Source organism: Streptomyces mirabilis (assembly GCF_018310535.1).
Lineage (GTDB): Bacteria > Actinomycetota > Actinomycetes > Streptomycetales > Streptomycetaceae > Streptomyces.
In genome coordinates this window covers 4,912,610-4,927,494 of record NZ_CP074102.1, presented here as the reverse complement: position 1 = coordinate 4,927,494, position 14,885 = coordinate 4,912,610, and the positions used below count along the sequence as shown (strand labels likewise).

The 14,885-nt window shown below is 70.9% G+C and carries 15 protein-coding genes; 10 read left to right on the top strand and 5 right to left on the bottom strand.

What is annotated here, in order from left to right; genetic code table 11:
- The first annotated feature begins 47 nt into the window (after positions 1–47).
- From SMIR_RS21890 to mscL, 4 genes are all read left to right on the top strand, one after another.
- Complete coding sequence (locus SMIR_RS21890; protein WP_168492567.1) at positions 48–362, top strand: FmdB family zinc ribbon protein; 315 nt, start codon at positions 48–50, stop codon at positions 360–362.
- Positions 363–496: 134 nt separating this feature from the next.
- Complete coding sequence (locus tag SMIR_RS21885; RefSeq protein ID WP_168492569.1) at positions 497–1,330, top strand: S-methyl-5'-thioadenosine phosphorylase; 834 nt, start codon at positions 497–499, stop codon at positions 1,328–1,330.
- 186 nt (positions 1,331–1,516) lie between these two features.
- Positions 1,517–2,149 carry a hypothetical protein gene (locus SMIR_RS21880; protein ID WP_249938458.1) on the top strand — a complete coding sequence of 211 codons (633 nt, stop codon included), beginning with the start codon at positions 1,517–1,519 and terminating at the stop codon, positions 2,147–2,149.
- Positions 2,150–2,299: 150 nt separating this feature from the next.
- A complete protein-coding gene (gene mscL / locus SMIR_RS21875; RefSeq protein ID WP_212727270.1) occupies positions 2,300–2,770 on the top strand; it encodes a large conductance mechanosensitive channel protein MscL in 471 nt (156 codons plus the stop codon).
- 211 nt (positions 2,771–2,981) lie between these two features.
- Here the strand turns inward: mscL and SMIR_RS21870 are convergent, their stop codons facing one another.
- Positions 2,982–3,182: a hypothetical protein gene (locus SMIR_RS21870; RefSeq protein WP_168492573.1), complete on the bottom strand. Its 201-nt coding sequence runs from the start codon at positions 3,180–3,182 to the stop codon at positions 2,982–2,984.
- Positions 3,183–3,286: 104 nt separating this feature from the next.
- Here SMIR_RS21870 and SMIR_RS21865 point away from each other — a divergent pair, with 104 nt between their 5' ends.
- The 4 genes from SMIR_RS21865 to SMIR_RS21850 all read left to right on the top strand — a co-directional run bounded on the left by SMIR_RS21865 (position 3,287) and on the right by SMIR_RS21850 (position 7,906).
- Positions 3,287–4,531: a low temperature requirement protein A gene (locus tag SMIR_RS21865; RefSeq protein WP_212727269.1), complete on the top strand. Its 1,245-nt coding sequence runs from the start codon at positions 3,287–3,289 to the stop codon at positions 4,529–4,531.
- Positions 4,528–5,559, top strand: coding sequence for a P1 family peptidase (locus SMIR_RS21860; protein ID WP_168492578.1), 1,032 nt, complete (start codon positions 4,528–4,530; stop codon positions 5,557–5,559). Before SMIR_RS21865 ends, SMIR_RS21860 begins: the two co-directional genes overlap by 4 nt.
- Before the next feature lie 273 nt (positions 5,560–5,832).
- Positions 5,833–6,999 (top strand): L,D-transpeptidase, encoded by a 1,167-nt coding sequence (locus tag SMIR_RS21855; protein ID WP_168501092.1) that lies wholly within the window; start codon positions 5,833–5,835, stop codon positions 6,997–6,999.
- Positions 7,000–7,156: 157 nt separating this feature from the next.
- On the top strand, positions 7,157–7,906 hold the full coding sequence (locus tag SMIR_RS21850) for a DUF6227 family protein (protein WP_168492580.1): 750 nt from the start codon (positions 7,157–7,159) through the stop codon (positions 7,904–7,906).
- Between the two features lie 10 nt (positions 7,907–7,916).
- Here SMIR_RS21850 and SMIR_RS21845 read toward each other — a convergent pair whose 3' ends face one another.
- From SMIR_RS21845 to SMIR_RS21830, 4 genes are all read right to left on the bottom strand, one after another.
- Positions 7,917–8,174: a hypothetical protein gene (locus tag SMIR_RS21845; RefSeq protein ID WP_168492582.1), complete on the bottom strand. Its 258-nt coding sequence runs from the start codon at positions 8,172–8,174 to the stop codon at positions 7,917–7,919.
- Positions 8,175–8,262: 88 nt separating this feature from the next.
- Positions 8,263–10,347: a PTS fructose transporter subunit IIABC gene (locus SMIR_RS21840; protein WP_168492584.1), complete on the bottom strand. Its 2,085-nt coding sequence runs from the start codon at positions 10,345–10,347 to the stop codon at positions 8,263–8,265.
- A 205-nt stretch (positions 10,348–10,552) separates the two neighbouring features.
- Positions 10,553–11,506, bottom strand: a complete 954-nt coding sequence (gene pfkB / locus SMIR_RS21835; protein ID WP_212727268.1) for a 1-phosphofructokinase — start codon at positions 11,504–11,506, stop codon at positions 10,553–10,555.
- Positions 11,503–12,264, bottom strand: a complete 762-nt coding sequence (locus tag SMIR_RS21830; RefSeq protein WP_054233089.1) for a DeoR/GlpR family DNA-binding transcription regulator — start codon at positions 12,262–12,264, stop codon at positions 11,503–11,505. The genes pfkB and SMIR_RS21830 overlap by 4 nt, the downstream gene beginning before the upstream one ends.
- Before the next feature lie 225 nt (positions 12,265–12,489).
- Between SMIR_RS21830 and SMIR_RS21825 the strand changes: the two genes are divergently transcribed.
- Positions 12,490–13,296 (top strand): toll/interleukin-1 receptor domain-containing protein, encoded by an 807-nt coding sequence (locus SMIR_RS21825; RefSeq protein ID WP_212727267.1) that lies wholly within the window; start codon positions 12,490–12,492, stop codon positions 13,294–13,296.
- Complete coding sequence (locus SMIR_RS21820; protein ID WP_168492588.1) at positions 13,293–14,804, top strand: VMAP-C domain-containing protein; 1,512 nt, start codon at positions 13,293–13,295, stop codon at positions 14,802–14,804. The genes SMIR_RS21825 and SMIR_RS21820 overlap by 4 nt, the downstream gene beginning before the upstream one ends.
- Positions 14,805–14,885 lie beyond the last annotated feature (81 nt).

Sequence of the window (14,885 nt, the reverse complement as noted above, 5' to 3'; positions counted from 1 at the left end):
GGATCGTCGTTAGCACTCATTGAGTGAGAGTGCCAGGAGGAAGACAAGTGCCGACCTACCAGTACCAGTGCACCGAGTGTGGCGAGGGCCTCGAGGCGGTGCAGAAGTTCACCGACGATGCCCTGACCGAGTGCCCCAACTGCGGTGGACGCCTGAAGAAGGTGTTCTCGGCCGTCGGCATTGTCTTCAAGGGCTCCGGCTTCTACCGCAACGACAGCCGTGGCTCGTCGTCGAGCAGCTCGCCGGCGTCCAAGCCGTCGACCTCCTCGCCCTCGCCGTCGACGACTTCGTCGTCCTCGTCGTCCTCGTCCGACTCGAAGTCGTCGGGCAGCGGCTCGTCGAGCAGCAGCTCGGCCGCGTAGAACTTTCTGCCGGGGACCCCATCGTCGTACGACGATGGGGTCCCCGGCATTTTCGGGAGCAGGGCACCCGGCGTCGGGGCAGGGGCCTCGACGTTTTCCGAGGCAGGCCTTCGAAGCCCGCTACTGTGCTTGTCATGGCGAACGCAGAGATCGGTGTCATCGGCGGCTCGGGCTTCTACTCCTTCCTCGACGATGTGACCGAGATACAAGTCGACACCCCCTACGGGCCGCCGAGCGACTCCCTGTTCCTCGGCGAGATCGCCGGGCGACGGGTCGCCTTCCTTCCCCGCCACGGCCGCGGCCACCATCTGCCGCCGCACCGCATCAACTACCGGGCCAACCTCTGGGCGCTTCGTTCCGTCGGCGCCCGTCAGATCCTCGGACCCTGCGCGGTGGGCGGACTGCGCCCCCAGTACGGGCCGGGAGCGCTGCTCGTGCCGGACCAGCTGGTCGACCGTACGAAGACACGGACGCAGACGTTCTTCGACGGGCTGCCGCTGCCGGACGGCACCGTGCCGAACGTCGTGCACGTGTCGCTGGCCGACCCCTACTGCCCCGTCGGCCGCAAGGCCGCCCTCGAAGCGGCGCGCGGGCGCGACTGGGAGCCGGTGGACGGCGGCACACTCGTGGTGATCGAGGGACCGCGGTTCTCCACCCGCGCCGAGTCGCTGTGGCACCAGGCACAGGGCTGGTCCGTGGTGGGCATGACCGGCCACCCCGAGGCCGCGCTCGCCCGTGAACTCGAGCTCTGCTACACCTCGTTGACCCTGGTCACCGACCTCGACGCGGGCGCGGAGGCCGGCGAGGGCGTCTCGCACGACGACGTGCTGAAGGTGTTCGCGTCGAACGTGGACCGGCTGCGGGACGTGCTGTACGACGCGGTGGCGGCACTGCCGGAGAACGGGACGCGGGACTGTCTGTGCACGAAGGCGCTGGGTGGCATGGATCCGGGGTTCGAGCTGCCGTGACGGTGGCCCCGACGGGCGCTCGATGGGCGCTGACGGGCACTGACGGGCGTTTTCACGTGGTGGAACTTCCCGTTCGGGTGAGGGAGTTGTCCACAACTCGTCGGTAGTCCACCGGCGCCGACGGGCTCCGCCGTGAGGCCTCATCGTGGGATCGCAAGCCGATCTCTCGTCGCAGATGGTGGTCCCATGACACAGCACGCTCCTCTTGTACGCCCGCAGGACACGGATCTCGTACGAGCGCCGGGCACGGATCCTGTACGTCCGCCCGGTGTGGACGCGCCTCCGATCCGCGAGGTGCCGCAGTTCGCCCCCGTGCACGTGCGCGGCGGGCGGTACCGGCTGCGGCGCCTCACCCGTCACAAGCGGCGGGCCGTGGCCGCGGGGCTCGCCGTCACGGCGGCGGCCCTCGTGGCGGCGGGCCCCGGTGAGGCCGGGCGGGCGCGGGGCCATCCGACGGCGGCTCCTCCGTCCAGGTCCGCTTCCTCCTCCATGTCCTCTTCTCCCTCTTCCCCTTCCGCTTCCGCTTCCGAGTCCGTGCGGGGGCGGGGGCGGGGCGCGGTGGAGATGGTGGCGGCGCCGGTGCGGATCGCCGACGCGGCCACGGTGCGGCTGCTCAGGCCGGGTGACCGGGTCGACGTGATCGCGGCGGACGGTGGCAGCGAGGCCCGTGTGGTCGCGGCCGGGGCGCGGGTGGCCGAGGTCCCGGACTTCGCCGCCGGCGAGACCGGGGCGCTGGTGGTCCTCTCCGTGCCCCGGGCCACGGCAGCGCGACTGGCGGGCGCGGGCACGACGGCACGGCTGGCGGTGACACTGTGTTGAGCGTCGTGCGCAATGCCGTACTGACGGCCTCCCTGGATATCGAATCGGTGTCAACTCTCTCGATCGTGCTACCGAATTGGACAGCTCCGGCGGGCCCTGCCGTAGGTTGCGGAGCTGTTTGTTCCACAACTTGTGCAGAGGGGCCTCTTGGTGAGCGAGAAGAAGCAACCCGGTGTCTGGGAGGGCTTCAAGGCCTTTCTGATGCGGGGCAACGTCATCGACCTGGCCGTCGCGGTGGTCATCGGTGCGGCCTTCACCAACATCGTCAACTCGGTGGTGAAGGGCATCATCAACCCGCTGGTGGGCGCGATAGGCACGCAGAACCTCGACAGCTACAGCTCCTGCCTCAAACCTCCCTGCACCGGCACCGGGGACACGGCTACGGGCATCCGGATCATGTGGGGCTCCGTGCTGGGCGCCACGCTCAGCTTCGTGATCACCGCGGCCGTCGTCTACTTCCTGATGGTGCTGCCGATGTCGAAGTTCCTGGCCCGGCAGGCGGCCCGGCAGAAGGCGAAGGAGGGCGCCCAGGAGGTCATCGAGGTGTCCGAGCTGGAGGTGCTCAAGGAAATCCGCGACGCCCTGGTGGCCCAGCGCGGTTCGGGCAACAGCCACAACTGACGACGGAGGCCGGGGCCCCGCTCGGATCGCTCACGGACCGACTCCTGAAAGCCGGGGCCGGGCTCCGGAAGCGCGGGGGCCGACGCCGGACCATGGGAGTCGGGCTCCGGAAGCGCGGAGGCCGACTGCGGACGACAGTCGGGCTCCCGAAACACGGGGCCCAGCTGTGGACAGTCGGGGTCGGCGTCAGGCGGCGCCGCGGCACGGCGGCTCAGATGTGGTGCGGCGGCTTCTCGTCGAGGAACCTCTTCAGGTCCGCCGCGCTGTCACCGTCACCGCCGGACTGCTCACCCCATCCCCGGTCCGTGTCGTCCGAGGACTGCTGGCTCAGCGGGTCGTCGAAGATCAGCGCGGGCTTCGGAGCACGCGGTGCGGACGCGTCACGCGGTTCGGGGGCGGCGGCGGTACTCATGCGTCCCAGAGTACGCCGACGGGCCGCCGGCCCACCCCGGTACGGCCGCGTCCTCCGGCCGCCAACCCGAGCGACCTGGACTCTTTTCTGCTGTGCTTGGCCCCATGACGTCCAGCGCCGCTTCCGAACCCACCCCGACGCCCAGGACGGCCCGCCTCGGGCCCCTGCGCAGAATGACCGCCCGCAGGAGGGACGAGGCGCACCGCGTCGCGTCGCCGCTGGAGCTCTTCTTCGACCTGTGCTTCGTCGTGGCCATCGCCCAGGCGGGCAGCGAGCTGGTGCACGCCGTGGCAGCGGGACACGCGGGCGAGGGCATCCTCAACTACGCGATGATCTTCTTCGCGATCTGGTGGGCGTGGATGAACTTCACCTGGTTCGCCTCGGCCTACGACAACGACGACGCGCTCTACCGGATCGTGACGCTGGTGCAGATCGCCGGTGTCCTGGTCCTCGCCGCCGGGGTGTCGCAGGCGTTCGAGAACCATGTGTACCTGGCCGTCTGGCTCGGCTACGCGATCATGCGGTTCGCAATGATCGCCCAGTGGCTGCGGGTGGCCCGCAGCACGGAGGGCCCCGAGAGAACGATGGCGCTGCGGTACGCGGGCGGTGTGCTGCTGTGCCAGATCGGCTGGCTGGGGCTGCTGGTCCTGCCGGAGTCCGGGCGTCCCTGGGTGTTCCTGGTGATGGCGATCGCCGAGATGTGCGTCCCTGTGTACGCGGAGAAGGACTTCGTCACCTCCTGGCATCCGCACCACGTCTCCGAGCGGTTCGGCCTGTTCACGATCATCGTGCTGGGCGAGACGATCGCCGCGTCGACGATGGCCGTGAAGTCGGCGGTGGACGAGCACGACGCGCTGGGCGAGCTGTTGCCGATCGCCTCCGGTGGACTGCTGGTCGTCTTCTCCGCCTGGTGGATCTACTTCGTGGTGCCCATCCACGGGCATCTGCGGTCCAACAGACAGTCGTTCCTGTGGGGATACGGCCACTACCTGATCTTCGCGTCGGCGGCCGCGATCGGCTCGGGCCTGGAGGTCGCGGTCGAGCAGGCGGTCGGCAAGGCACAGATCTCGACGCTCGCCGCGTCCGCCGCGGTGACACTGCCGACGGCGCTGTACTTCCTCACGGTGTGGCTGTTGCACGCGCGCTATTTCAAGGTGGGCATCGCACAGCAACTCGTCCTGCCGACGACGGCGTTGCTGGTGATCCTGTGCACCTTCCTGCGCAGCTGGGCGGTGCTCGCGGCGGGCGTCGTGGCGGCGCTGTCGGTGGCGGTCGGGGTGGCCCTGACGGCACGGATGGTCACAAAGGAGGGGGCGGGGACCGCGGGGCGGGAAACACTGGAGGCATGACAGTTGACGCTCTGACGGATGTCGCGGGGCTGCGCGTGGGACACGCGACGCGTACCGGCGACGGTTGGCTCACCGGCACCACGGTCGTGCTCGCCCCCGCGGGCGGCGCCATCGCGGCCGTGGACGTACGCGGCGGCGGGCCCGGCACCAAGGAGACCGACGCGCTGGACCCCCGCAACCTGGTGCAGAAGGTGGAGGCGGTCGTACTGACCGGCGGCAGCGCGTACGGCCTGGACTCCGCGTCCGGGGTGATGGCCTGGTTGGAGGAGCGGGGCCGCGGGGTGCGGGTGGGCCCCGATCCGGCCCACGTCGTGCCGGTCGTGCCCGCCGCCTGTGTCTTCGACCTGGGCCGCGGCGGCGACTTCCGGGCGAGGCCGGACGCGGCCACGGGCCGGGCCGCGGTCGAGGCTGCCGACGCGAGCGGGCCGGGCGCGCCGGTGCCGGAGGGGTGCGTGGGCGCCGGGACGGGGGCGACGGTCGGGCGGATCAAGGGCGGGGTCGGGACGGCGAGCGCCGTGCTCGACTCGGGGATCACGGTGGCCGCGCTGGTGGTGGCCAACGCGGCGGGTTCGGCGGTGGATCCGGAGACAGGGGTGTTGTACGGGGAGTTGTTGCGAGACGGTCGTACGGCGTATCCGTCCGCCGAGGTCCACGAGGCGGCGCGGCAACGGCTCGCCGAAGCCGCCGCGAAGAACGCGCCTCCCCCGCTGAACACCACGCTCGCCGTCGTCGCCACCGACGCCGACCTCACGCGCGCCCAGGCCCACAAGCTCGCCGGCACGGCACACGACGGCATCGCACGCGCCGTCCGCCCGGTCCACCTCCTGAACGACGGCGACACGGTCTTCGCCCTGGCCACGGGCGACCGCACCCTCAATCCCGACAACCCTCTGGCCCTCAACGAGATCCTCGCGGCGGGCGCGGATCTGGTCACCCGGGCGATCGTCCGCGCGGTACGAGCGGCCGACCCGGTGGACGGACCGGGCGGGGTGTGGCCGTCGTACGAGGAGCTGTACGGGAGCGCCTAGGACTGGCCCTGGCCCGTGGTTCCGGGTGGCCTGGTGCTTCCGCTGACGCCAAGTGGGGCCAGCGGCAAGGGGAGTTCGCTGTGGGCCCGATGGGGATTGTCCCGGTTCTGTCACGTGATCGTGTTGGGCCGGGGACGGTGGGAACCCTTCGCGGCAGCGCTCGCTCTTTCTCCACGCACTGGAGCGGATCACGCACATCACGAGAAACTGGAGCAGCCCGTGGCAACGCCGAACATGACAGCGCGGCGCGCACTGGGGGCCTGTGCCGCCCTGATGGTCGGCGCCCTCACCCTGACCGGCTGCGGCGGCAACGCCAACGCCGACGCCAAGGACGGCAAGGACGGCGGCACCTCGGCCAAGACGTCCACGGCGAAGATCGTCATCTCGGCCAAGGACGGTTCGACGGACGCGTCCATCAACGCGACCGGCGTGAAGGTCAGCGACGGCAAGCTGACCGACGTCAAGATGACGGTGTCGGGGTCCGGGACGGCGGTGCCGGGGGCGATCACCGCGGACGGGACCGGCTGGAAGCCGACGGCGCAGTTGGAGCGCGGGACGAAGTACCAGATCTCGGCGACCGCGAAGGACGCGAGCGGACGCACGGCCGCCGCCAACTCCATCTTCACGACGGTCTCCTCGAGCAACAGCTTCATCGGCACGTACACGCCCGACAACGGCACCACGGTCGGCGTCGGAATGCCGGTGTCGTTCAACTTCAACAAGGTGATCAGCAACCAGAAGGCCGTGCAGTCGCACATCACGGTCACCTCCAGCAGCGGGCAGCAGGTGGTCGGGCACTGGTTCGGCTCGCAGCGGCTCGACTTCCGGCCCGAGGCGTACTGGAAGGCCGGTTCCAAGGTCACGATGAAGATCGACCTGGACGGCGTCGAGGGCGCGAACGGCGTCTTCGGGGTGCAGAAGAAGACGGTCACCTTCACCATCGGTCGCTCCCAGGTCTCCACGGTCGACGTCAACACGCAGACCATGACGGTCGTGCGTGACGGCACGACGCTCAAGACGGTGCCGATCTCGGCGGGCAGCCCGGAGCACACCACGTACAACGGTCAGATGGTGATCTCCGAGAAGTTCGTCCAGACGCGGATGAACGGCTCGACGGTGGGCTACGGCGGCGAGTACGACATCCCGGACGTGCCGCACGCGATGCGACTGACGTCTTCGGGGACGTTCATACACGGCAACTACTGGTACAACCGCGGGAACCCGCCCTTCGGACGGCAGGGCACCAGCCACGGATGTGTCGGTCTCGCCGATGTACAGGGCGCGCAGGGCGACACCAGCGCGAAGTGGTTCTACGACAACTCTCTCGTCGGGGACGTCGTAGTGGTGAAGAACTCGCCCGACAAGACCGTCTCGCCGGACAATGGACTGAACGGCTGGAACATGTCCTGGAGTGCGTGGACCACGGGAAGTACGGTCTGACCTGGGGCCGTTGACGTCACGGCGGGCCGCGCGGGAACTTGCCGCGCGGCCCGCTCGTTTTCTCTCCGTACGTTTTCTCGGTTCGCAGGATTGATGTCCGACCGAGGGGCTACGGTATGCACCCACAAGGTGACATGCAGCAACGCCGGGAGAAGCCTTGAGCGTTCCGTACGAGACAGCAGCGTACGAACCACCCGAGTCGCCCGAGTCTCCGGAGGAGCACCTCGAGCGGCTCCTCGGCCGTGCCCTGAACTCCTTCGAGCTGCCCGACGAGACGATAAGGCGGCTCGACTGCGCGCTGGCGCACGACAGTTCGCTGCACTCCGCGCACCACAGCGCGGGGCTGCACCGCGAGACGTACCGGCACACCTGGCTGCTCGCCGACGGCTCGGCGGTCACGTTGTGGGAGCTCGTGCACAACACGGCGCTCGGGAGTGAGCCGCAGCACGAGGTGTATGTCGACGAGGAGGAGCTGCGCGCCGCGACGGCCCGGCTGCCGCTGCCGCCGGACGCGCCGGACTTCGAACTGCCCGTGATGGTCCATCTGCCGCCGGTCCCCGAGCCGCGGCACGTCTACCTGACGGACGACTCGGCGGATCACGCGCGGCGGTTGCTGCGGCGGGCGGAGAACGCGGACCGGCCGGGGGCCGACATCACGACGCTGCTGCTGCGCACCGCGTTCGCGCACCAGATCACCCAGGCCTTCGGGCGCCCCTGCCGGGCGGGCCAGGTCGGGCTGTGCTTCTCGCTCTACGAGCACGCGTTCCTGCTCCGCGGCGGCCAGGAGATCTCCCTGTGGGAGGTCGAACACACGGCGACGCCGGACGGCCGGCACATGTGCGAGGTCTATCCGACGGAGCACGCGGCGCGGGCCGCCATGGAACGCCGGGCGGCACGGCTCGCCTAGGACCTGTTCGTCAGGGGCGGCTGTCGCTGAACTGGCGTACCAGGCCTGCGAACGCGGCGTGTTCCTCGGGGGTGAGTTCCACGGACTCCGCGGCGGGGCCTGACCGGCGCTGACGCGGCATGGCGCGGAGCAACTGTCCGTGGGGACGCACGGCGACCTCGGTGCGGGCGCGGCGCAGCAGGCGGGACAGGCCGACGACCCAGATGACGGTCGCGAGGGCGAGGACGGCCACGCCCATCAGCTGGAGGATCGACACATGCTCAGGCATGCCCTCCAGTAGACACCACGGTCCGGGACTTTGGCCCCGGACCGTGACGTATCTCGCAGATGCCCTAAAAGGGCGAGTAGTTGGCCGTTCAGGCCGCGACCGGCTCCTTGGAGTCGACCGTCGTCGCTATCGCGGCGTCGGCGGCCCCCTTACCGGTCCCCTCGGGGGCCTGCTTGCGCATGCCCTTCAGGACGACCACCAGGGCGGTGGTGACACAGACACCGGCCGCGATGGCGATCAGGTAGAGGAACGGGTTGCCGATCAGCGGGACCACGAAGATGCCGCCGTGCGGGGCGCGCAGCGTGGCGCCGAAGGCCATCGACAGGGAGCCGGTGACCGCGCCGCCCACCATGGCGGAGGGAATCACGCGCAGCGGGTCGGCCGCCGCGAACGGGATCGCGCCCTCCGAGATGAAGGAGGCGCCCAGGACCCAGGCCGCCTTGCCGTTCTCCCGCTCGGTCTGGGTGAAGAGCCTGCCGCGCACGGTCGTGGCGAGTGCCATGGCCAGGGGCGGAACCATGCCCGCCGCCATCACGGCCGCCATGATCTTCATCGCCGAGTCGCTGGGGCTCGCGACCGCGATACCGGCGGTGGCGAAGGTGTACGCGACCTTGTTGACCGGGCCGCCGAGGTCGAAGCACATCATCAGGCCGAGCAGCGCGCCGAGCAGGACGGCGTTGGTGCCGGTGAGGCCGTTGAGCCAGTCGGTCATGCCCTTCTGCGCGGAGGCGATGGGCTTGCCGATGACCACGAACATCAGGAATCCGACGATCGCCGCGGAGATCAGCGGAATCACCACCACCGGCATGATGCCGCGCAACGACGCCGGGATCTTCACCTTCTGGATCCCGATCACCACACCACCGGCGATGAGACCGGCGGCCAGACCGCCGAGGAAGCCCGCGTTGATGGTGAGGGAGATCGCGCCGCCGACGAAGCCGGGCACGAGTCCTGGGCGGTCCGCCATGCCGTAGGCGATGTAGCCGGCCAGGACCGGGACGAGGAAGCCGAAGGAGACGACGCCGATCTGGAAGAACAGCGCGCCCCAGCTGTCCGCCTGGGTCCACAGGAAGTGGTCCATGACCGACGGCGCCTTGTTGATCTTGTAGCCGCCGATCGCGAAGCCGAGGGCGATCAGCAGACCGCCCGCGGCGACGAACGGGACCATGTAACTGACGCCGGACATCAGCCACTTGCGGAGCTTGGTGCCGTACCCCTCGGTGGAGTCGCCGGAGCGCTCCACCGGCGTACCGGGCGCGGAGCCCGCGCTGACCTCGCCGCGCGCGGCCTTGCCACGCACCTCGGTGATCAGCTCGGCGGGCTTGTTGATGCCCGCCTTCACACCGACGTCGACGGTCGGCTTGCCGGCGAACCGGTCCTTGTCCCGTACGGGCACGTCGTGCGCGAAGATCACTCCGTCCGCGGCCGCGATGACCGCCGGGTCGAGCCGGGTGAAGCCGGCCGAGCCCTGCGTCTCGACGACGACCTCGACGCCCGCCTCGCGGCCCGCGTTCTCCAGCGACTCGGCCGCCATGTAGGTGTGCGCGATGCCGGTGGGGCAGGAGGTGACGGCGACGATCCGGAACGGACGCTCGCTCGTGGTGGTACCCGTGGCGGTGTCGGCGGAGGCCGCCGCCGACACCGCCACGGAGTCCTTGGAGCCCTCGGAGCCCTCGGAGTCCTCAGCGCTCCGGGCACTCTCGGGCGCGGTCGAGGCCGCGGCCGCCGGGGACTCGTCCCCGCGGATGAGCGCGGCCGCGGCCGCCGCGTCGTCCACGGCCCGCAGCGCGGACGTGAACTCGGCGTTCATGAGCTGACGGGCCAGCGACGACAGGATCGTCAGATGCGCGTCGTCGGCGCCCGCCGGGGCGGCGATCAGGAAGATCAGGTCGGCGGGGCCGTCCGGCGCGCCGAAGTCGATCCCGGCCGCGCTGCGCCCGAAGCCGAGCGTCGGCTCCGTGACGTGAACGCTCCGGCAGTGCGGGATGCCGATCCCGCCGTCGAGGCCGGTGGGCATCTGGGCCTCGCGGGCGGCCACGTCGGCGAGGAAGCCGTCGAGGTCGGTCACCCGCCCCAGGGTCACCATGCGCTCGGCGAGGGCGCGTGCCGCCGCCTCTTTGGTCTCGGCGGACAGGTCGAGATCGACCAGGTCCGCGGTGATCATCTCGCTCATCGCGGGCTCCTTCGCACGCGTATCGCCCGGGGGAAGTGGTGGGCGGGGGTGGGGACGGGGGTGCCGCACTCAAAGAGGGCGGGGTCTGCGGGTGTGGCGGAGGCGGGGCCGGGGAAACCCCGCCTCATCAGGGCCTGTTCAGGGGGTGCGACCGCGGCGGTACCGGTCGTCGGAACAGCTGGATTCGTCAGAGCAGCTGGGTTCGTCATGACACGGGCTCCGTGAGTACGCGGTCCGCGGGGACCTCCGACGTGACGGTCACGGCGGAGGGGTCGAGGTCTGCCGGGCCCGGCATCACACTGCCGGGCAGCTGTACGGCCGCAGCGCCATGGGCGACGGCGGAGGCGAGGGCCTCCGGGCCGCGGCCACCGGCGATCAGGAATCCGGCGAGGGAGGAGTCACCGGCGCCCACGTTGCTGCGTACGGCATCCACCCGGGCGCTGCCGAACCAGGCGCCCGCGCCGTCCACGAGCAGCTGCCCGTCCGCGCCGAGGCTGGCGAGCACGGCGTCGGCGCCCATTTCACGCAGTTCCTCGGCGGCCTTGACGGCGTCGCCGACGGTGGTGAGGGGGCGCCCGACGGCTTCGGCGAGCTCCTCGGCGTTGGGCTTCACCACGTCGGGCCGCTCACGCAGCGCCGCGAGCAGCGCGGGGCCGGAGGTGTCCAGCGCGATCCGGGCGCCCGCCGCGTGGGCGCGGGCGACGAGGTCGGCGTACCAGGAAGGACCGAGTCCGCGCGGCAGGCTGCCGCAGCAGGTGATCCAGTCGGTGTCGCCGGAACGATACTGCTGACGCACCGTCTCCAGGAGCAGCTCCGCCTCGGCGGCGGTGAGTTCGGGACCGGGGGCGTTGATCTTCGTGAGCGTGCCGTCCGGCTCGGCGACCGAGATGTTCGAGCGGGTGGCTCCGGCGACCGGGACCGGCGCGACCTCGATGCCCTGCGCGTGGAGCAGCTCGGCGACGAGCGCGCCGGGCGCACCGCCCAGCGGCAGTACGGCGATCGTGCGCTGCCCCGCCGCCGCGACCGCGCGCGAGACGTTCACGCCCTTGCCGCCCGGGTCCATGCGTTCGCCGGTGGCCCGGATGACCTCGCCGCGGTCGAGCGACGGGACCTCGTACGTACGGTCGAGGGAGGGGTTGGGGGTGACGGTGAGGATCATGCGCGCACTACTTCCGTGCCACCGCGCTCGATGTCGGTGGCGTCTTCGGGGCTCAGCCCGCTGTCGGTGATCAGCAGGTCCACGTCGCTCAGGTCGCCGAAGCGGGCGAAGTGCTCCTGGCCGTGCTTGGAGGAGTCGGCGAGCAGCACCACGCGGCGCGCGGCGCGGATGGCCGCGCGCTTCACGGCGGCCTCGGCGAGGTCGGGGGTGGTCAGTCCGTGCTCGGCGGAGAAGCCGTTGGCGGCGACGAACAGGACGTCGGCACGGATCTCGGCGTACGCGCGCAGCGCCCAGGCGTCCACGGCGGCGCGCGTACGGTGCCGGACGCGCCCTCCGACCAGGTGGAGCTGGATACCGGGGTGGTCCGCGAGGCGGGCCGCGATCGGCAGGCTGTGCGTGACGACGGTGAGCGTCGCCTCCAGGGGAAGGTCCCCGGCGAGCCGGGCGACCGTGCTGCCCGCGTCGAGGATCATCGTGCCCTGGTCCGGCAGCTCGGCGACCGCGGCCTGGGCGATGCGGTCCTTCTCGTCGGCCGCGGTGGACTCGCGCTCGGCGAGGTCGGGCTCGAAGTCCAGCCGCCCGGCCGGTATGGCACCACCGTGCACCCGCCGCAGGAGGCCCGCGCGGTCGAGTGTCTTCAGATCGCGGCGGATGGTCTCCGCGGTGACCTGGAACTCCTCGGCCAGCGAGAGCACGTCCACCCGACCGCCGTCACGGGCGAGCCGGAGAATCTCCTGCTGCCGCTCCGGTGCGTACATGTCCGTTCGCCTCCGATTACTGTGCGGCCGATGCCCGAACTTGTGGTTTCGCTTGGAGGCTACGCCCGGATTTCCGGAAAGTAAACAGGTTCGGGCGGCAGGTGGACACAAACGGGCATCCAGGTGGGCCCCTCCGCCCCGCTCGTTCCGGCCTCGCAGAAGCCCTGACGCCGTGTCATCGCGTCCGTATCCTGGATTGCGGGACACAACTTCTCGGGGGGTGTTGTGGACAGGGACGGTCTCCGCGCCCGCCCGGACCATGACTGGCAGCAAGCCGTGGTCCAGGCGCTGTGCGATTCCCCGGTCCTGGGCGACCGCAGTGCCCGCGCGATGCTGGCCGAGCTGATCGGCGACCGGCTGGGGCGGCCGGTGGTCCTGCGGGAACAGGCGACCACGCAGCTGCAGCTGCTCGAACTGGTGCGGTTCTGCGTCCGCGAGGAGCTCGCGGCGCACCACGGGCTGTCCGCGCTGGCCGACGCGGTGTCACTGCTGGAGGGCCACAGCCGGACGGCCGACGCCGTCGGTGAGCTCGTACGGGAGCACGTCGTACGGGAGCACGTCGTACGGGCCGCATCGCCACAAGCCCCCTCGCGCACCGACCGCCCTGTTCACCTGTTCCTCTCCTGCGCCGTCACCGATCTCGCATGGGCCTCCTGGATCGCCTGGCACCTGGAGGATGCGGGCGTCGGCGTACTCCTCGACCTGCTCGACGGACCGCTGAGCGGTCTGGAACAGTGCGAACGCGCTCTCCCCGTCCTGTCCCCGGCCTACGTCGGCTCCGCACCCGTCCAGCAGGCCTGGCAGGCCGTGCACCACCGAAACCCCGAGGGCATGGCCGCGTTGCTGGTGCCGGTCATGGTGGAGCCGTGCCGGCTCCCGTGGCCGCTGTCCACGGTCGCGTACACCGACCTCGCGGGCCTCGGCGAGGACGAGGCCCGCACCCGGCTGCTCGACGCCGTCGGCGTCACCCGAACCATCCCCACCAGGCACGCCGCACCTCCGCGCTTCCCCGACCCGGCGGGCCGACGTTGACGGGACAGGGCGGCGCGGGCCGCCACAACCCGGCGTTACGGATACGCGAGCGGATCGGCGAGGAGACCCTCGACGCACTGCTCGCGGTCCCCGCGCTCCACGACCGCTATGCGCGCGACCTGCTGACCGATCTGGTGGGCGAGGCACTGGGGCGCCGGGCCGACCTGCGGGAACAGGCCACCGTGCCGCTGCAGCTGCTGGAACTGTTCCGTTTCTGCACACGCCACCAGGACGGACTGTCGGCGCTCGCTCGGAAACTGCAGATGCTGGAGCCGGGCTGCCCCCAGGGACCCGTCGTGCAACGGCTCGCCGACGAATGGACGGCCGTGGACTCGCTCGACGGCCTGCCGGAGGTCACCGGCTCCTGGCAGTTCCTCGGTGCCACCCTGGGCACGCCGGCCATGTCGTACGCCATGCGGACGGCCCTCGTCCGGACGGCCACCGAGGCCAGGGTCTGCGCACCGCCGCCGCACGCCGACACCTGCTGGCACGACTTCCTGCACATGGCCGGGCAGGGAGCTCCGCGGGGCGGGCTGCCACCGTGGATGGTCTACCTCGACCGCGCTGCCGACGCGATGGGCCACCCCGTCGCGGTCGAGCTGCTCGCACGCAACCGGCAGTGGGCCCTGAGCTGCGGCCTGGCCGAGCTGCTCGACCTCGACCGCGCCCGGACTCCGGCGCCACCGCCGGCGGTCAGGCCGGGCCAGGAGTACCTGGCGATCCACATCGCGCCGGACCCGCTGGAGAACGGGCTCTACACGGTCTCGCACTCCCTCATGTCCGACGCGGGCGGCCCGAACTGGCAGCACGGCGACCCGATGCAGCGGGTGCCGACCGACGGGCTGCAGCAGGCCGTGACCCGCATCATCAAAACGGTCGAAGGAGGCGGCGGCGACCGGCTGGCCCATGTGTGGCTGGAGTTCGTGCTCCCCTTCGAACTGCTCAACCTGCCCGTCGACCGGTGGCCCCGGGACACCACCGAAGTACCGAACGTGCCGCTCGCGGTGGACTACCCGGTGGTCGTGCGCAGCCTGGACCGGCTGCAGAACCGGGACTGGTACCGGTTCTGGCGCACCCGATGGCAGCAGCTGGCGCGCGACGAGCACCCGTCGAAGTCGGTGTACGTCAACGTCGCGCACCAGAACGGCAACCATCTGCGCGGCCTGGAGGCCCGACTCGGGGACGACGAGCACTGCGTGGCCCTGGTGCTGAGCGAACCGCCGCTGCCCGACCACGGCAACGGCCGCCGGGAGCTGCACGCGGCCCTGCGCAGTGGGCTGCCCGTGGTGATCTGGCACCGCGAAGGCCGCTCCACCAAGGAGTTCCGCGGTGTCCTCGACGGGCTCCTCACCGACGGCCTGTCGCGGTTCCCGGCCAAAGTGGCCGCCTACCGCCGCCGTGCCGCGATCGACGCCGCAGACGACGAGGACGCCGCACACATCGGCCGCCACCTCGCGGTCCTGTGGGACGACCCCGACCGCAAACCCGTGCGCCCCGAGCCACCGTGACCACGGACCAGCAGTGCCGATCCATGATCCACGGACCAGCAGTGCCGATCCATGATCCATGGATCAGCAGTGCGGTTTCAT